Annotated in this window: 15 protein-coding genes and 1 other annotated feature; of the genes, 12 read left to right on the forward strand and 3 right to left on the reverse strand. The window is 34.3% G+C overall.

Going from position 1 to position 18,087, the window contains the following annotated elements:
- Positions 1-73 precede the first annotated feature (73 nt).
- Positions 74-1,219 carry a glycoside hydrolase family 5 protein gene (locus tag CLOLE_RS09705; RefSeq protein WP_013656936.1) on the reverse strand — a complete coding sequence of 382 codons (1,146 nt, stop codon included), beginning with the start codon at positions 1,217-1,219 and terminating at the stop codon, positions 74-76.
- 472 nt (positions 1,220-1,691) lie between these two features.
- On the opposite strand from CLOLE_RS09705, the gene CLOLE_RS21830 reads away from it, so the two are divergent.
- Together CLOLE_RS21830 and CLOLE_RS09715 are read left to right on the forward strand one after the other, a co-directional pair.
- Positions 1,692-2,306: a hypothetical protein gene (locus CLOLE_RS21830; protein WP_013656937.1), complete on the forward strand. Its 615-nt coding sequence runs from the start codon at positions 1,692-1,694 to the stop codon at positions 2,304-2,306.
- A gap of 18 nt (positions 2,307-2,324) precedes the next feature.
- Complete coding sequence (locus CLOLE_RS09715) at positions 2,325-4,229, forward strand: ABC-F family ATP-binding cassette domain-containing protein (RefSeq protein ID WP_013656938.1); 1,905 nt, start codon at positions 2,325-2,327, stop codon at positions 4,227-4,229.
- A 4-nt stretch (positions 4,230-4,233) separates the two neighbouring features.
- Here the strand turns inward: CLOLE_RS09715 and CLOLE_RS09720 are convergent, their stop codons facing one another.
- Positions 4,234-4,626 carry a hypothetical protein gene (locus CLOLE_RS09720; RefSeq protein WP_041712947.1) on the reverse strand — a complete coding sequence of 131 codons (393 nt, stop codon included), beginning with the start codon at positions 4,624-4,626 and terminating at the stop codon, positions 4,234-4,236.
- An 11-nt stretch (positions 4,627-4,637) separates the two neighbouring features.
- Positions 4,638-4,814: a hypothetical protein gene (locus CLOLE_RS23480; RefSeq protein ID WP_083801252.1), complete on the reverse strand. Its 177-nt coding sequence runs from the start codon at positions 4,812-4,814 to the stop codon at positions 4,638-4,640.
- A 332-nt stretch (positions 4,815-5,146) separates the two neighbouring features.
- On the opposite strand from CLOLE_RS23480, the gene rpsA reads away from it, so the two are divergent.
- From rpsA to CLOLE_RS09770, 10 genes are all read left to right on the forward strand, one after another.
- On the forward strand, positions 5,147-6,295 hold the full coding sequence (gene rpsA / locus CLOLE_RS09725) for a 30S ribosomal protein S1 (protein ID WP_013656939.1): 1,149 nt from the start codon (positions 5,147-5,149) through the stop codon (positions 6,293-6,295).
- Between the two features lie 83 nt (positions 6,296-6,378).
- On the forward strand, positions 6,379-7,518 hold the full coding sequence (locus tag CLOLE_RS09730; RefSeq protein WP_013656940.1) for a hypothetical protein: 1,140 nt from the start codon (positions 6,379-6,381) through the stop codon (positions 7,516-7,518).
- Between the two features lie 19 nt (positions 7,519-7,537).
- Positions 7,538-7,769, forward strand: a binding site (T-box leader).
- A gap of 63 nt (positions 7,770-7,832) precedes the next feature.
- Positions 7,833-8,039, forward strand: a complete 207-nt coding sequence (locus tag CLOLE_RS09735) for a hypothetical protein (protein WP_013656941.1) — start codon at positions 7,833-7,835, stop codon at positions 8,037-8,039.
- Positions 8,040-8,103: 64 nt separating this feature from the next.
- Positions 8,104-10,746 (forward strand): valine--tRNA ligase, encoded by a 2,643-nt coding sequence (locus CLOLE_RS09740; RefSeq protein ID WP_013656942.1) that lies wholly within the window; start codon positions 8,104-8,106, stop codon positions 10,744-10,746.
- 55 nt (positions 10,747-10,801) lie between these two features.
- Positions 10,802-11,713 (forward strand): LacI family DNA-binding transcriptional regulator, encoded by a 912-nt coding sequence (locus CLOLE_RS09745; protein ID WP_013656943.1) that lies wholly within the window; start codon positions 10,802-10,804, stop codon positions 11,711-11,713.
- Positions 11,714-12,019: 306 nt separating this feature from the next.
- On the forward strand, positions 12,020-13,363 hold the full coding sequence (locus CLOLE_RS09750; RefSeq protein ID WP_013656944.1) for a carbohydrate ABC transporter permease: 1,344 nt from the start codon (positions 12,020-12,022) through the stop codon (positions 13,361-13,363).
- A 1-nt stretch (position 13,364) separates the two neighbouring features.
- A complete protein-coding gene (locus CLOLE_RS09755; RefSeq protein WP_013656945.1) occupies positions 13,365-14,189 on the forward strand; it encodes a sugar ABC transporter permease in 825 nt (274 codons plus the stop codon).
- Between the two features lie 23 nt (positions 14,190-14,212).
- Positions 14,213-15,493 carry a sugar ABC transporter substrate-binding protein gene (locus tag CLOLE_RS09760; RefSeq protein WP_013656946.1) on the forward strand — a complete coding sequence of 427 codons (1,281 nt, stop codon included), beginning with the start codon at positions 14,213-14,215 and terminating at the stop codon, positions 15,491-15,493.
- Positions 15,494-15,512: 19 nt separating this feature from the next.
- On the forward strand, positions 15,513-17,252 hold the full coding sequence (locus CLOLE_RS09765) for a glycoside hydrolase family 13 protein (RefSeq protein WP_013656947.1): 1,740 nt from the start codon (positions 15,513-15,515) through the stop codon (positions 17,250-17,252).
- Between the two features lie 31 nt (positions 17,253-17,283).
- Positions 17,284-17,952, forward strand: coding sequence for a starch-binding protein (locus CLOLE_RS09770; RefSeq protein WP_013656948.1), 669 nt, complete (start codon positions 17,284-17,286; stop codon positions 17,950-17,952).
- The last annotated feature ends 135 nt before the right edge of the window (positions 17,953-18,087 follow it).

Here is an 18,087-nt window from a genome sequence, read left to right on the forward strand (position 1 = left end):
TAAAAAGGTGTTAGCCATAAGCTAACACCTTTTTATCATGTATAGGAGTGAGTATATAAAGGACAGAGACTAACTATTTGGTATAGGATTGTAGTCTTGCCTTAATGAAATGTCCATTTTCTGTTAATGCTTCATCAGACCAATTAGCAGATGAAGCATTAGGCACCAAAAGTGCAGAAGACTCATCTTTATCACATAAGCTCCAATTCATCCAGCTGATTTGATATTGATCTAATAAGTCTAACCAGGTATTGGATTGTTCTATATTGATGTCACCTGTACCTGAAGCATCACAAGTACCAAATTCGCTAACAAATAGAGGTAGTTCATATTTAACAATAGCATTTTCTAAAGTTTCTCTTAGAGGATCCTTATGGGAGTTTGCATAGAAATGAAAGGCATAAACAACCTGAGGATCATCAATACGATTTCTGACTACTGATAGAGGACTTTGACACCATTTAGGTGTACCTACAATCACTAAAGTGTTAGGAGAATTTTTACGAATGACCTTTAAGAGTGTATCTGCATAAGGTTTGATAGACTCATCCCAACTGACTTTGCCACCATTTGGTTCATTACAGAGTTCGAAAATTAGATTAGGATAATTTTGATATTTGGTCGCAAAATAATCAAAGAAGGTACTGGCATCTTCTTGATGTAAAAGAGGATCACCATCTGCTAATATATGCCAATCAACTATGACATAAAGACCTAAGTTAGTGGCAGCTGTAATAGCGTTTTCTAAGATAGTAGTATAAGCTTCTTGATTTTCTGGATATCGAGATTCGGTATCAGCATAAAGTGCTAAACGAATGGCATTAATTTGCCAATCATCACGAAGTGTTTTAAAGGTTTCTTCGGTTGTATACTGGCTATACCATTGAATACCATGGGTACTAACACCGCGCAATTGGAAAACTTCACTGTTCTTATCTATAATATGAATGCCATTAACCTCCAGTGCACCATGTGTGAAAACAGGTGTTCCTTCTTGGAAGCTAGGAGCTTCTAAAATGGCAGTGGCCTTTAATGTCAGAGGGGGAGCAGGAGTAGGTGTTGGCGTAGGAGTAGGTGTTGGAGATGGTGTAGATGTCGCTTGATTTGTAGAAGCTATAGGTGTCTCGTGAATAGTGGGTGTAGAAGAAGTTGACTGACAACCTACTGATAAAGTGAGTAAACAAAGAGGTACTATATATTTAAGTTTTTGAAACTGCATGTTTTACCTTCTTTCTTAATTCGCAAGTGATTAGTCCTTATTATAAAAGAAGAAACATAAAGAGTCCATGCAATTAATTGGGGAGTCAAAGTAGAACAATAATTTACCAATTTGTACAAAAAAGTAAACTAATAGGTAAAGCTATTTTTATTCAACAAAAAAGCGACGCTTAAATAAAGGTCGCTTTTGATGGGGTAAGATATGCTCAATCTTCTAACTATCGGGGAATAGTATGATATAGATTGATAGGTGATAAAACTTCTTAAAAATGGTGGAAGTATGACAGGGCATTTATATAGGTGCCAGTTGCATCTTATCAATGCAATTATAGTATATACCTATTTTTCATGTTTTATACAAAAGAGTATGATATAATAAAATGACATATAAACTTAACTTTGCAAGAAGAAGTTTAATGGGGACTTTTTTAGCATACAATAAACTAAGAATATATAGCATAAAGGAGTCATATATGAAATGGAGCAAAGGCATTATCTATTTATGCCGTTTAATTTTTCTGATTAATAGTGTTTATCTTATTTGTATTTTGAGATTTGACCGGCTTGTGTTATTATTAGGAAGTTTATTGTTAACTTTCGTACCTGAGCTTTATACAAAGTGGACAAAGGTTAATATCCCTATAGGTGCAAGGTTGTTTTACACCTTATTTATTTTTGCTGCCCAATGGCTAGGTTCTTATTTGGGCTTTTATGGCTATATTCCTTGTTGGGATGTGCTTTTGCACGCTACCTCTGGTATTTTTATTGGTTATGTGGCACTTATTATATTAGTGAGCCTAGATAGGAGTCAAACTTTGTTTAAGCAAAATAAGATAGGCGTCATTGTAACTTTTGTAGTAGCAGTAGGCATAGCAGCTGCAGGTATTTGGGAAATTATTGAATTTTCAGGAGACGTTTTTTTAGGAACTAATGCACAACTAGGAAGTTTGCAAGACACAATGGAAGACATTATTTGTGGGACCTTGGGTTCAGGTGCATTTGCCGTTTATATTGGGTTAGTTATGAAAGCTAGAAGAAGGTCTTGTATTGATCAGCTACTTCAAATCAATGGAGACAAGAATAAGTAATAAGGAAGAGGAAAGTTTATGATTTTATTATCCTTAAATAATATTAAAAAAACTTATGGGGAGAAGGTCATTTTTAATGATCTCTCATTAGGTATTGATGATACAGAAAAAATAGGCATGATTGGAATCAATGGGACAGGAAAAAGTAGTTTATTAAAGATTATGGCAGGTTTAGAAACGCCTGATGGTGGAGAAGTAATTACCTCTAATGAATTAGTGATTGAATATCTTCCTCAAAATCCAGAATTTGATGAAGAATCAACTGTTATAGAACAAGTTTTTAAAGGGAATTCTTCTTTTATGATGGTACTACGAGATTATGAAAAGGCAATGGCTCAGTTAGAGAAGGAACCAGAAGATGAAGGCTTGCAGCTTAAATTACTAAAGCTAAGCGAAAAGATGGATGCAGAAGGTGCTTGGCAATTAGAAAGTGAAGCAAAGGCAGTATTAACTAAATTAGGAATTCAGAATTTTAATCAAAAGGTGAGTGAGTTATCAGGGGGGCAACGCAAAAAAATTGCTTTAGCAGGAGCCTTAATTAGACCTTGCAATTTACTTATTTTAGATGAGCCAACTAACCATTTAGATAATGATACGATTGATTATTTAGAAGAACTTCTTAAAAATAAACGTTGTGGAGTTGTAATGGTTACGCATGACCGTTATTTCTTGGAGCGTATTACTAACCGTATTGTGGAATTAGACCAAGGAAAGCTATATAAATATGAAGGAAACTATGAAGCTTATCTAGAACAAAAAGCAGAGCGTGAAAGTATTGAAGAGCGTATGCGCGAGAAAAACTTCTCCTTATATAAGAAAGAATTAGAGTGGATGAGAAAAGGGGTAGAAGCAAGGCGTACGAAACAAAAAGCGAGAAAAGAACGTTTTTATGACTTAGAAGGAAGTTTAGAGGGAAACTACAAACAGAATCTAGAAATGAGTTTAGGCACAAGCAGATTAGGAAAGAAAATTATTAGTCTTGAAAATATAAGCAAGCGTTTTGGAAATCAACAAGTGATCCATGATTTTACCTATACTGTCGTAAGAGATGACCGCATTGGGATTATTGGAAATAATGGAATGGGAAAATCTACTTTACTTAACCTCATTACAGAGCGCGTCTTACCAGATAGCGGAAAGATTGAAATTGGTGAAACCGTTAAGATTGGCTATTATACACAGGAAAATAAGGAGATGGATACCAAGCTTCGTGTCATTGATTACATTAAAGAACGCGGCGAATATGTTAAAACAGCAGATGGCAGTTTGATTTCAGCAAGTAAAATGTTAGAACGATTTTTATTCCCTCCTATCCTTCAATATACGCCTATTGAGAAACTTTCAGGAGGAGAAAGAAGAAGACTTTATTTGTTAGGTGTTTTAATGGAAGATATTAATGTTCTTTTTTTAGATGAGCCTACTAATGACTTGGATATTCATACCCTTCAGATTTTGGAGGAGTATATAGATGATTTTAATGGGCCTGTTATTGCTATTTCTCATGATCGTTATTTCTTAGATCGTGTTGCAGAGAAAATCTTTGCTTACGAAGGAGATGGCAATATTGTTTATATACCAGGTAATTATTCAGATTATAAAGAACGCCAATTGCAACAAGAAGCCATAAAAGAAGAAATTAAAAAAGTAAAGCCCGTAACTAGCAAAAAAAGTTCAGCGTCAACAACTAAACTTAAATTTACTTATAAAGAAAAATTAGAGTATGAAAAGATTGATGAAGTAATCGAGACTTTAGAAAAAGAAATTCAACAAATAGAAGAAGAAATGAGTATGAATGCTTCTCATTATGGACGCCTGCAAGAACTTATGAATGAGAAACAAGCTAAAGAAGAAAAATTGATGTATCAAATGGAACGTTGGGAATATTTAAACGAGTTAGCAGAGCGTATTGCAAAGGAATCTTAGTATTTTATGTACAACCTTTTGTGTATAGGAGTTGTAAAAAAAGTGTTATTTTCTCATACAAAAAGAGTAGACTAATGACAAGTCTACTCTTTTTGTATGAGAAAAGGTTATTTCCCACATCTAATTCTTTGTTAAGGGATTTTGTTTTACAAATCCAAGTTGCCACAATAGCTGCAAGTACAGCTACTAGAGGAGTGTTGATATTGTTAGTAAGATAATCTAAAGTAATAAAAAGTGTTCTGCCACCGAATTTAATATATGTAATAAGCACCCCCATACCTAAGCTTAAAGAGAAGAAAGCTTGCCCTATAGCACTAATGATAATACAAGGTGCTATTTTACTAAAGTCTGGTTTGAATAAAAATTCAAATGACTCCTTAAGTTCAGGTAAAGTCATGGAATAACCTATTAAAATAATTGAAATCCCATTAATATAATAGCTAATAGGTATACAACAATAAAGGCACCGCCACCATGCTTCCCAACCATATATGAAAATTTCCATATGTTACCTAAATTGATTTCTGAGCCTGCAACTGCTGCAATAATTCCTAATTTTGAACTAAAATGTTCTCTGTTATTCATATCAATCCTTCTGTCTGATTAGTCTTAATTTCTGATAAATAACTCGAGTAAGTAGTTATCTTGATATCTGTAATGATGTTGTTTTATTATAGCTATTGTTTTACAGATTTATAATTTGAAAATTTCATTTCTAAATATATAATTTAGTCAGAATAATTGATTATAAGCATAATATAATAAGGAAAGATTTCATTTTACATTTAACTCTAGAGGGTTTGATTTGGTTTCAAGCTTAATAAATTATCAAATAAACTTATAAATACACTATATTTTTAATGAAGAAATGTGTATAATAGAAAAGGTATAGGTAAAAAACGAAGGAGGATTAGAAAATGGAAGAAAATCTAACCATGGCGGACTTAATGGCAGAAGTAGATAAATCAATGACACGTATATATAGAGGTCAAATCTTACCAGCTAAAGTAGCACTTGTTGGTGAACAAGGTGTTATTGTGAATATTGGGTATCATGCAGATGGCCTTATTCCTTGGCAAGAAGTAGCTTATGATGAAATAGATCGTACAAGCATCAAAGAAGACGATACTTTTGATGTTTATGTTATGAAAGTAGATGATGGTGAAGGCAATGTTCTTGTATCTAAAAGAAGAGCAGAAGCTGAAACAGCTATAGAGGAAATTCAAGAATTATTTGAAAAGAAAGCAACTTTTACAGTACATGTAAAAGAAGTTGTTAAAGGTGGGGTTGTAGCACCTATTAAGGGACTTCGTGGATTTATTCCAGGTTCCCAATTAACGAATACTTATGTAGCCGACCTTGCGGCTTTCGTTGGTAAAGATATAGAAGTTGAAATTATTGAGTTTGTTCCTAAATCTAAAAAACTTGTTTTATCAGGTAAACGTATTGCAACAGAAAAAGCACAAGCAGAAAAAACACAAAAACTTGCTGCTCTTGTAGAAGGTGAAAAAGTATCAGGAACAGTAACAAAATTAATGCCATATGGTGCTTTTGTAGATCTTGGTGGTGTTGAAGGTCTTGTGCATAATACAGATCTTTCATGGGTACGTATTAAACACCCTTCAGATGTGGTAAAAGAAGGCGATAAAGTAGATGTGATTATTTCTTCTGTAGATCAAAGTACAGGTAAAATTGCATTAAGCTTAAAAGATATGACAACAGATCCATGGTTACTTGCAGTAAGCAACTTTGAAGTAGGTGATGTTGTGCCAGCCAAAGTGACACGTTTTGCAAGCTTTGGTGCTTTTGCTGCTATTGCAGATGGTTTAGAAGGTTTAATTCACATTTCTCAAATTAGTGAAAAACGTATTAACAAACCAGAAGAAGCTTTAGAAATCGGTCAAGAAGTACAAGCTAAAATCGTTACAATCGATAAAGAAGCTAAAAAAATTGGTCTTTCTCTTAAAGAGTTAGAAGCAGCTAAAATGGATGAAGAAATCAGCGAATATATGACATCAGGTGATGAAAAAGTAACACTTGGTGATGTACTTGGTAGTGAGCTTTAAGAAGAACCCTTTGGGTTCTTTTTTTTATGAGTGAAGTGTGATAATATAGAAAAAAGATTTGATAGGGCAAAGGGGAACGAGGCGTGAGTAAAATAAAGAAAATATGGACAACCTTATTTGCAAAAAATAAGTTTCGCAAAGGGACGGAATTAGATGAACATTCAATGGAGGGTTTATTTGAGGAACTTTATGAACTTCAGATGAAAATGAGTCGTACTCAGCACTATCTTGAGGAGCTAGAGGGTAAAGAAACTTTAGCTAGTCAATATGAAGTGTTAGACAAAGAAGATATACATAAGTTAGATATTTTAGCAGGGCGTGCTAAGACCATAGAAGAAAAAAAGATGAATCTAAGAGGCAGACTCATTAGTAATAATTCAGCTTTAGCAAGAGTAGGTCAGTATGAAGAAGAGATACCTGACCTCATTAAGGAAATGCAAATAGCAGAAAAACGACGTAGAGAAACAGAAAATCATATTTTTTACTTAGAAGAAGAAAAAGAAGAGCTTTATGAAGAAAGAGAATCTCTTTTACTAGGATATCGTTTTCTGAAAGGTTTTAGTGGCATCATGATAGCAGCTATTGTCATTTGCTTATTTGTTTCCTTTGCAGTCTTGCAGACATTAAGAGAACAGATATGGGTAGTTCTAACAACTATAGGATTTGTAGTAGTAGCTTTATTTATAGGTGTTGTTATTTTGAAAGAAAACATTGATAAAGAACTCAGTAGGAACGTAGTCTTACAACAAAAAGCTGTTAAATATCTTAACAAAGCTAAAATCAGATTGTTTAATCAAGTACAGTATCTAGAATTTCAATATCATAAGTTAGGTGTAGACAGCGTTGCTAAGCTAGAGCTTTATTATAACCGTTACTTAAAAAACAAAAATAATGAACGTATTTATTTGCAGATGAATGAAACGCTTAATGAGATTGAAGAAGATATGTTAGCTATTTTAAGTGGCAAGGGAATTAAGATAGATTATATTAATAATCTATCAGACTGGGTTTTAACGCCTAAAAAGCTTAATGAGATGAAACAGGTAAAAGAAGAACGAGAGAAAGCGATTGAACAAATTCATGGGTTAAGAGCTTATGAAGAAGAGCTATGGAAAGAGATCTATGCGTTGGGTCAAGAAGAACATTTAAAAGAGAAGGTAGCAGTAGCTATTGAAGCTTATAATGAAAGTATGATGCTTGACAAAACCGAGAAAGGTGCATAAAATGTTAAGTAATTAAACATTTGATGCAATGAAAAAGAGGAGTATAGTGCTACTGCGTATAGAGAGAGAAGATTATAAGCTGAAAGTCTTCTTACGAAAAGAACACTAGAAGGTAGCTTTGGAGCACCATTTCTGAAAATAGTAGGAAATGGCGGGTATGCCCGTTAAAGCTAACAAGTGTTTTGCAAAGTAATTTATTTATTTACATTGCAAAGAATTAAGGTGGTACCGCGAGCTTCTTCGTCCTTATTGGGATGAAGAAGCTCTTTTTGACGTTATTACCTTAAAAATGCCTAAAATAAAGGGGTGAGACGATGCAGATGATAGGTTTTGTGCTTTTGTGCATTGGACTCATGATTTGTTTTTTTGCTAGACGTATTGTACGTGGCAAAACAAAGATGGATCCTAAGGATGAAGCAGAAATGCATTTATTAACATCGGGTGCCGTCATTGCAGTAAGGATGGCAGGATTAGTTGTTGTTGGCGTCGGCTTTGTTTTTCTTTTGCTAGGCGCATCATGAATAATGTTTACAAACTTATATATCTAAATAATTACAAAGTAGATCATTCACAAGGAGGAACAATATGAAGCAGTTAGAAAAAGTATATGATCCAAGTAGCGTTGAAGAGCGCCTTTATCATCAATGGATGGAAAAAGGTTATTTTCATGCCGAAGTAGAAAAAGATAAAAAACCTTTTACAATTGTGATGCCACCACCCAATATCACAGGGCAACTTCACATGGGTCATGCTCTTGATAATACCCTTCAAGATATTTTAACACGTTACAAACGTATGCAAGGTTTTAATACCCTTTGGGTACCAGGAACAGACCATGCGAGTATTGCAACAGAAGTTAAAGTGGTAGAAAAAATTGCAGCTGAAGGGCTTACAAAAGAAGATTTAGGCCGTGAAGGTTTCTTAGAAAAAGTATGGGAGTGGAAAGAGCAATATGGTGGCCGTATTGTAGAACAGCTTAAAAAATTAGGTTCTTCTTGTGATTGGGATAGAGAACGCTTTACCATGGATGAAGGCTGTTCAGAAGCTGTACAAGAGGTTTTCATTAGACTTTATGAAAAAGGTTATATTTACAGAGGCTCACGTATTATTAACTGGTGTCCAGTTTGTGGGACTTCTATTTCAGATGCAGAAGTAGAACATGAGGAAAAAGAAGGTCATTTCTGGCATCTTCGTTATCCTGTAGTAGGTAGTGATGAATTTGTACAATTAGCAACAACAAGACCTGAAACTATGCTTGGAGATACTGCCATTGCTGTTAACCCAGAAGATGAACGTTATGCTCACTTAGTGGGTAAAAAGGTTCGTATTCCACTTGTGAATCGTGAGATTCCAGTCGTAGCAGATTCTTATGTTGATAAAGAATTTGGAACAGGTGTTGTTAAAATTACACCAGCACATGACCCTAATGACTTCGAAGTAGGTAAACGTCATGACTTACCAGAAATCTGTGTCATGAATGATGACGGCAGTATGAATGACCTTTGTGGTAAATATGCAGGTATGGATCGTTATGAAGCAAGAAAAGCTTTAGTAGCTGATTTAGAAGCAGCAGGTTTCCTTGTAAAAGTAGAACCTCATACGCATAATGTAGGAACACATGACCGTTGTAAATGTGTTATTGAACCAATGATCAAGGCACAATGGTTTGTAAAAATGGAAGAAATGGCTAAACCTGCTATTGAAGCTGTTAAAAGCGGTGAACTCAATCTTGTACCAAAACGTATGGAAAAAACCTATTACAACTGGCTTGAAAATATCAGAGATTGGTGTATTTCTCGTCAATTATGGTGGGGACACAGAATCCCTGCTTACTACTGTCAAGATTGTGGTGAAATTATTATTGCTAGAGAAAAACCTCATACATGCTCTAAATGTAGTGGTTCAAACTTTGTTCAAGATGAAGATACCCTTGATACATGGTTTAGCTCAGCGCTATGGCCATTCTCAACTTTAGGTTGGCCAGAAAATACAGAAGAGCTTAAACATTTCTATCCTACAAGTGTCCTTGTAACAGGTTATGATATTATTTTCTTCTGGGTTATCCGTATGGTATTCTCAGGTATTGAACAAATGGGAGAAATTCCATTTAAAGATGTTTTATTCCACGGGCTTGTACGTGCAGCTGATGGACGTAAAATGAGTAAATCACTTGGTAATGGGGTAGATCCACTTGAAGTGATTGAAAAATACGGTGCAGATGCTTTAAGACTCACACTTGTAACAGGTAATGCACCTGGTAATGATATGCGTTTCTACTATGAAAGAGTAGAAGCTAACCGTAACTTTGGTAATAAATTATGGAATGCAGCACGTTTCATTATGATGAACTATGAAGGAGAGGATATTAATTTAACAGTAGACTTAAAAGACTTAATTCCTGCTGATAAATGGATTCTTTCAAAAGTGAATACTTTAGCTAAGGAAGTAACCGATAATATGGATAAATATGACCTTGGTGTAGCTGTTCAAAAATTATATGACTTTGCATGGGAAGAGTTCTGCGACTGGTATATTGAAATGGTAAAACCACGTCTTTATAACAAAGAAGACGTTACAAGACCTGCAGCACTTTGGACTCTTAAGACAGTCATGACCCAGATTTTAAAAATGCTTCATCCCTATATGCCATTTATTACAGAAGAAATTTTCCTTGGTCTACAAGATCAAGAAGACTCTATCATGATTTCAACATGGCCTGCTTTTATAGAAGAGTGGAACTTTAAAGCTGAAGAAGAAGAAATTAACTTAATCAAAGAAGCTGTACGTAACATTCGTAACTTACGTAGTGAAATGAATGTACCACCATCAAGAAAAGCAAAAGTATTTGTTGTATCAGAAGATGAAAAAGTAATTAGCACCTTTGAAAATGGTAAGGTATTCTTTGCAGTACTAGGTTATGCTTCAGAAATTGTGATTCAAAAAGATAATACAGGTATTGATAGTGATGCTGTATCTGTAGTGATTCCAAATGCAACGGTTTATATTCCATTTGCTGATCTAGTAGATATCGAAAAAGAACTGGATCGTCTTGCTAAAGAAAAAGCAAAACTTGAAGGTGAAGTAGAACGTGTTAATAAAAAATTAGCAAATGAAGGCTTCGTAGCAAAAGCACCAGCCAAACTTTTAGAGGAAGAAAAAGCTAAAAAGGAAAAATACGAAACAATGCTTGAAGCCGTGGTAGAACGTATTGCACATTTAAGCAAATAAGTAGTGAAACGAGATAAGATAAGAAGAAATCATATAAGTCATGGGGGGATGTCTAATGGCTAAGGGGAAAGTCACAATGAAAGACATAGCTAAAGAATTAAATATTTCTTTAGCTACGGTTTCTTATGTCATAAACCATTCAGAAAAAGAAAAAATTAGTCATGATATGAGACTCAAGGTATTAGAAACTGCTAAAAGAATGGGTTATGTCCCTAATTTATCTGCTAGATCCTTAGTAAATAGGAAAAGTAATTTAGTAGGGATTATGATTCATTTAAAACCTGATGACCCCATCACTAAAAAGCAATATTATTATGATTTAGCAGCTCACCTTCAAGGTGAGCTGCATCAAATAGGATATGATACAGTGATTTCTATGACACATGATCTTGAAAATATAGATATTATCTCTAAGCGTTCTTTAGAAGCTGCATTTATTATTGATGTAGATGAAAAACATTTTAAAAAAATTACAAGTCAATATTATGTTCCTATTATTTTTATGGATTGTGATGTTGAATTACAGCTGTTTTATAAAGTATTACCGGACTATACTTTTCTGTTAAACCAAGCTAAACGAATGCTAGGTGAACCCTATCCTTATTTAATAATGGAAGATGTGATTAATGGCAAAGTAAGAAATACTTTAATGAGTGATTTTAAGCAAGAAGATATTTTCATTCATAAAAGACATGCTGATATGAAAGCTTTTTTAGAACGGCATATAGGGAAAAAAGGTATTGTAATAGGTGAAAATCTAGGGGTACAAGTAGAGCGTTATATAGATTCTAGCCAAATAGTAGTGATTGCTTCAGGAGCGGCCAGAGAAACTTTATTACCATATACAAGATATATAGAAGTAAGTAATAAAAGAAAAGCTGAAATGGGTGTTCACATTCTAAAGCAGCTTTTAACTTTGAAATATGATGAAGCAGCAGAAACGAGAATTTTAATGTTACCAGATTAATAGGACTAAAAAGAGGTTGCAGAAATGCAACTTCTTTTTTTACGTATTTTTATTTTATTCAGCTACTTATTTAACTTAATAAAAAGAAATGATAGTGTAAAAAGTATGTAAATAGAAGCGAGGAAAGGTAAGAAAACGACTTAACAAAAAATGATTAAGTAAAAATATTAGTAAAATGCAACAAAAAAATGGTTTAAATAAAAATAAAATTGTGAAAATTATATTGACTATAGAAAAATATCGTGATAAATTAAAATCAACTTAAACGATTAAGTTATTGAGTATTAGGTGATGGGAGGATGTGAAATGAAGAAAAGTACAAAGGCAGTAGGATTATCTGCTTTCATATGGGGAAGTGGACAATTTTTCATAGGCAAGCAATACATAAAGGGGCTATTGTTCTTCGTTGTACAAATGCTATTCGTGGGAATAGAGCTACAAAGCGGCTATTGGTTAGAATATTTAAGTGGTCAAATTAAGCAGTTTAGTATAAGAATTCATGGTGGTTATTTTACAAAAGGTATTTGGGGATTTATTACCTTGGGAGAGAAGGTAGGCGCTAGAACAGGAGACCATTCAACAATACTTTTAATTAATGGCATTATTGTCCTATTGCTTTTAGGATTATTTATAGCCATTTATATATGGAATTTACGAGACAGCTATCAAACTGGCAAGATGATTGACGAAAAGGGAATTTATATATCTTCAAAAGAGTATTTGAAACTGACTTGTACTAAGTTCTTTCCGTATGTGATTTTAGCACCTATTGTAGTGGCTATTATGTTTATTGTTGTGATGCCTATTATCTTTTCAGTTTTAACGGCATTTACAAACTATAATAAAAATCATTTACCCCCAGCTCATTTAATTGATTGGGTAGGACTTTCTAACTTTACCAAGTTATTTCAAGTACCAGTGTGGTCCACAACTTTTTTTTCAGTTTTAGGCTGGACGATTATTTGGGCTGTAAGTGCAACCTTTACAACTTACTTTCTAGGCTTATTTCAAGCCATTTTATTAAGTAGCTCCTATGCCAAATGCAAAGCTTTTTTTAGAGGCATTCTTATTTTACCTTGGGCTATTCCACAAATGATTACACTATTGGTATTTAGAAACTTACTCAATGGTCAGTTTGGCCCTTTAGGTCAATTACTTATTGATATAGGCTTGGTGAATGAGAGAATTCCCTTTTTATCAGATCCGATTATTGCTAAGGTTACGATTATCGTTGTTAATTTATGGCTTGGTTTTCCGATGTTTATGGTAATGATTCAGGGGGTATTAGGGAATGTGGATCAGGCTTTTTATGAAGCAGCCCACATTGATGGAGCTACATCTTTTCAGTCTTTTAAGTATATCACATTACCACTTATTTTTAGGGCAACGGCACCACTCATTATTATGAATCTGGCTAATAATTTTAACTGCTTTGGTATTATTTATTTCTTGACGGAAGGAAATCCAGCTAATCCGAATTATCATTTAGCAGGTCATACAGATATTCTTATTTCTTGGATCTATAAGCTTACCTTAAGTGATCAAATGTATAATATGGCCGCTGTTATGTGTATTATCATTTTTGTAGTCATAGGAACGGTATCTTTTTATAACTTTAAAAGAACACAAGCTTTTAAGGAGGTGGAATAGCATGAAGACAAGAATTAAGACCATTTTGGTGAATCTAGAATTAATTATCATGTCGATCATTGTGATTGTACCCGTTTCGTGGATTGTCTTATCTTCTTTTAATAAAGGAACAAGTTTAGCAACTTCTACCTTCATTCCAAAGCAATTGACTTTCGAAAACTATAGGCGACTTTTTCAAGAAACGAATTTTACCACTTGGTTTAGTAATACATTTCAAATTGCTACTTTAAATGCAATCATTTCAGTTTTTCTCATCTTAATAACTGCTTGGGTATTATCACGATTTCAATTTAAAGGGAAAAAGCAAGGTCTTATCACTTTGCTTATCTTATCCATGTTTCCTAGCTTTTTATCTATGACAGCTATTTATTCGCTGTTTGTTAACTTGGGGTTGGTAGGAAAACCACTAGCTTTAGTACTTCTGTATTCGATAGGTGCCATTCCATATAATGTTTGGCTTGTTAAAGGTTACTTAGATGGTATTTCTATGTCACTAGATGAAGCTGCTTATATTGATGGTAGTACAAAACTTACCACATTTTTTAAAATCATTGTACCTATGTCAAAGCCAATCATTGTGTACTGTATGGTTTCACAATTTATGTTCCCATGGATGGATTATATTTTACCCAATCTTTTGTTAACAGGAGACAAAACAAGAACGGTAGCTGTTGGCCTTTATAGTATGATTACAGGCAATGAAAACTCTTATTTTACAACTTTTGCAGCAGGTTCAGTGGTTATTGCTGTTCCATGTACGCTTTTATTCTTAGTATTTCAGAAGTTTCTAGTACAAGGTATTGCATCAGGAGCAAGTAAAGAATAGTGAAATCAAAGGGGGATTAATAAATGAAATTTAAAAAACATGCCATTATTACATTAAGTTTATTAATAAGTTTAGGAGCTATGGGTTGCCATAAGGCTTTGCCTATAGAGGATGAAACTGAGGTGAAAAGTAATGAAGTCAATGAAAAGGGGGAATTGGTACCAGAACAAGGGGCAAAGCTTGTATTTTGGACCGTAGATGAGGAGTATGGCAAAGCCATTGCTACTGCTTTTGAAGCTCAATATAGTGTGCCAGTCACAGTAGAAAAAGTAGGTATGGGTGAAATTGACAAAATGATTTTAACTGGACCGACTCAGACAGGAGCAGATGTATTTATGAGTTCACATGATAATATGCCAACAGGCATGGCAGCAGGTTTGTTTTTAGAGATTAATCCACAAATAGCTGAACGTATTAAAGCAAAGATGAATGATGTTGGTATTAAAACGGTAACGGTAGATAACAAACTATATGGGGTACCAGTATCCATTGAAACCAGTTGCTTATTTTATAACAAAGATCTTGTAGGTGAAACACCAGCTATCACACTAGAGGAAATATTAGAAGAGTCTAAGACTTATAATGATGTGGTAAACAATAAGTTTTATTTCCTCTATTCTACCCCTGATACCTATAAAGCCTATCCTTTATTAAGTGCTTTTGGTTATCATGCGTTTGGAGAGAATGGTGATGATAATGCACATCCTGGCTTTGAAACAGAGGCTTTTAAAAAGGGACTTGAACTTATTTATAGCCTTCGTGAAATTATGCCTGTTAGTGCTACAGATTTAAGGAATGCAGAGTTTGTGAGAAATTTATTCATGGAAGGGAAGGTAGCTTATGAGATTACAGGACCATGGGATATCAAAACCTTTAGAGATAGTGGGGTTCATTTTGGCGTAACGACGCTACCTACTTATGAAGGAAGAAGTTTAACACCTTTTGCAGGGGTGAAAACAGCTCATGTATCAGCTTGGACAGAGTATCCTATAGCAGCCCAATTACTAGCTGAATTTCTTGTGTCAGATGAAGGGGCTTCATTACTTTATGAAAAAGCTAATAAAATTACAACCTTAAAGGATGTATCCAATGTAAGAGGCCTAGGAGAAGACCCTTTGGTGAAGCCTTTTACACAGCAATTTGAAAATTCTTTTCCTATGCCTAATGTAAAAGATATTAAAGCTTTTTGGACAGCTACAGAGAAGTCGCTGATTTCTTTATATGATGGGGAACTTACGCCTGATGAAGCACAGAAAAAGACGATAGAAACTTGGGAAGCTATACTTGCTTCTCAAGCTGAATAACAGTATGAAGGAGACTAATATGAATAAAGAAGCACTATGTCATATCCCGAAAAGTAATTATGCGTATGCTTATAAGTTAGATGAACTGCATATTCGCTTAAGGACCGCCAAAGATGATTTAGAGGAAGTTACTTTGTTTTATGGCAATAAGTTTAATTGGCAAAATAAAAAGAGTGGGCAGATGCAAAAGGTTTATCAAGATAAGTATTATGACTACTACGAGTATAGGCTTCAATTAGAGGATACTAGACTTGGTTATTACTTTGGATTAAAAAAAGGTGAAGAGTATTTATTTTTAACAGAGGTGGGATTAGAAAAATCATTTAATGATGATATGGCTTATTGCTATTATTTTCAATATCCCTTTATTAATGCAGAAGATGTACATAAGCAGCCTTCTTGGCTTCAACATGCTATTTTTTATGAGATTTTTGTAGAACGTTTTTTTAATGGAGATGTAGCAAATTCTCCAATACCCTTAACGCCCTGGGAAGATAATCCTACGCCTAAAAGTTTTTTGGGAGGGGATCTAAAGGGTATTATTAAAAAGTTAGATTACTTAGAAAATCTGGGTATTAATGCTATTTATTTAACTCCTATTTTTGAAGCTCCTTCTAATCATAAATATGATACTGTAGATTACATGCGAATTGATACTTATTTCGGAGATGAAAAAATTTTTGAGGAACTAGTCTTAAAAGCACATCAAAAAGGGATGAAAATTATTTTAGATGCAGTGTTTAATCATTGTGGTATGGCATTTGCTCCATTTCAAGATGTGGTTCAAAAAGGGCGAGCATCTAAGTATTATGATTGGTTTTTTATTGAAGGGGAGAAAGTGATTCTAGAGCCGCCTAACTATTTAACTTTTTCTCAGGTGCCTTATATGCCAAAACTAAATACAGCTCATCCAGAAGTAAGAGAGTATCTTTTTTCCGTTGTTCGTTATTGGACCAAAACCTATGGTATTGATGGCTGGCGTTTAGATGTATCAGATGAAATCGAACATGGCTTTTGGAGAGCATTTAGAGAACTAGTAAAAGGCATTAATCAAGAGGTGGTGATTATTGGAGAGAATTGGCACAATGCTTATCCGTGGCTCATGGGTGATCAATTTGATAGTGTCATGAATTATCCACTTACTAAATTAATGGGAGATTATTTTGCTAGAAAGGCTATAGATGCTAAGGCTTTTAAAGAACAACTGACGAGTTTATATATGCGTTATCCTAAGCAAGTTAATGAAGGGATGCTTAATCTTTTAGATAGTCATGATACAGAAAGGTTTTTAACTTTATGTCAGGAAGATAAGGCTTCACTTAAAAATGCAGTAGCTTTTTTATTCGGCTATATAGGGATTCCGTGTACTTATTATGGTACAGAAATTGGGATGATAGGTGAATATGATCCAGGATGCAGAAAAGGATTTGATTGGTGTGAAGCACATTGGGATCAAGATGTATATCATTATTATAAGCGATTAATAGCGATTAGAAAGCAAGAAAAAGTACTTCAAACAGGAGAAATGAGCTTGTTTTACCAAGGGAAGCTTTTTGTTATGAGACGATATGATCAGGAAGCAATGATAGATATAGTGATCAATCAAACACAGGGGCCCCTCACTTATGAAATAGCATACAGAGGAAAGAAGGAAGGAGGTAGATGTGAAGAGGTATTATATAATACCCCTATCAATCAAAAAGACAGCTTGGTTATTCCTGCAGGACACACTTATTATATCAAAATAATAAATAGCTAATTAAAAATTTAATCTATAAGGAGTGAATAAAATGAATCAGATGTTAAAAAGAGTAGGGTCATTTTTGATGGCATTAGGAATTGTAACAAGTATTTGGGGGTTAAGTGCAGAGACTAAAGCTGCCACTTCTGTAGTCATTCATGCATATAATAGTGGATGGGAGAGTATGAATATATATAACTGGGGTGATGATGGAGAGATACTTGGTGCATTTCCAGGAACAACTATGACAGCTGAGGAAACGGAGCATTGGTATACAGCTACCATTAATGCGGAGCATCATTTAAATTTAGTATTTAGTGTGGATATCAATGGAGATGGCCAAGCAGAAGCACAATCTAGTGATATTAAAGATATTCCTATAGACCAGCAACAGGAATATTGGGTCGTTATTTCAGCTCTAGCAGGAAGTAATGATTTAGGTGTTGCTGCAGGTGAGGCGCAGCTTTATAAAACAGAAGCTGAAGCCCAAACAGCAATAGAGGCATTGGCTAATCAAGTAGCGGAGGTAACACCAGCACCTAGTGAAACAGAGGCACCTACAACTGAACCACCATTAGAAGCAACACCAGTGCCTACAGAAAGTCCTGCACCAACTCAGACAGTAACACGTTCTAATGTACCATTAGTAATAGGTATTATCGGTGCTATTGTCATCGTAGGTTTATTAGGCTATATTGTTATTAAAAAGAAGAAATAAATTATTTCTACGAGAACCTCCTATCATAAACAATAGGAGGTTCTTTTGATGCTGTTTATATCTTGAAAAGAATGCTATAATAAAAGAGGTTATTAAACGAGCTAGCAGATGACAAAGTAAGCAGACAAGGAGAAT

Origin of the sequence: Cellulosilyticum lentocellum DSM 5427, from assembly GCF_000178835.2 — a bacterium.
Classification (GTDB): Bacteria; Bacillota; Clostridia; order Lachnospirales; family Cellulosilyticaceae; genus Cellulosilyticum; species Cellulosilyticum lentocellum.

Bases quoted from the DNA above. Each gene is read 5' to 3' on its own strand.
- CLOLE_RS09705 (WP_013656936.1), bottom strand. From the start codon at position 1,219: ATGCAGTTTCAAAAACTTAAATATATAGTACCTCTTTGTTTACTCACT.
- CLOLE_RS21830 (WP_013656937.1), top strand. From the start codon at position 1,692: ATGAAATGGAGCAAAGGCATTATCTATTTATGCCGTTTAATTTTTCTG.
- CLOLE_RS09715 (WP_013656938.1), top strand. From the start codon at position 2,325: ATGATTTTATTATCCTTAAATAATATTAAAAAAACTTATGGGGAGAAG.
- CLOLE_RS09720 (WP_041712947.1), bottom strand. From the start codon at position 4,626: ATGACTTTACCTGAACTTAAGGAGTCATTTGAATTTTTATTCAAACCA.
- CLOLE_RS23480 (WP_083801252.1), bottom strand. From the start codon at position 4,814: ATGAATAACAGAGAACATTTTAGTTCAAAATTAGGAATTATTGCAGCA.
- rpsA (WP_013656939.1), top strand. From the start codon at position 5,147: ATGGAAGAAAATCTAACCATGGCGGACTTAATGGCAGAAGTAGATAAA.
- CLOLE_RS09735 (WP_013656941.1), top strand. From the start codon at position 7,833: ATGCAGATGATAGGTTTTGTGCTTTTGTGCATTGGACTCATGATTTGT.
- CLOLE_RS09740 (WP_013656942.1), top strand. From the start codon at position 8,104: ATGAAGCAGTTAGAAAAAGTATATGATCCAAGTAGCGTTGAAGAGCGC.
- CLOLE_RS09745 (WP_013656943.1), top strand. From the start codon at position 10,802: ATGGCTAAGGGGAAAGTCACAATGAAAGACATAGCTAAAGAATTAAAT.
- CLOLE_RS09750 (WP_013656944.1), top strand. From the start codon at position 12,020: ATGAAGAAAAGTACAAAGGCAGTAGGATTATCTGCTTTCATATGGGGA.
- CLOLE_RS09755 (WP_013656945.1), top strand. From the start codon at position 13,365: ATGAAGACAAGAATTAAGACCATTTTGGTGAATCTAGAATTAATTATC.
- CLOLE_RS09760 (WP_013656946.1), top strand. From the start codon at position 14,213: ATGAAATTTAAAAAACATGCCATTATTACATTAAGTTTATTAATAAGT.
- CLOLE_RS09765 (WP_013656947.1), top strand. From the start codon at position 15,513: ATGAATAAAGAAGCACTATGTCATATCCCGAAAAGTAATTATGCGTAT.
- CLOLE_RS09770 (WP_013656948.1), top strand. From the start codon at position 17,284: ATGAATCAGATGTTAAAAAGAGTAGGGTCATTTTTGATGGCATTAGGA.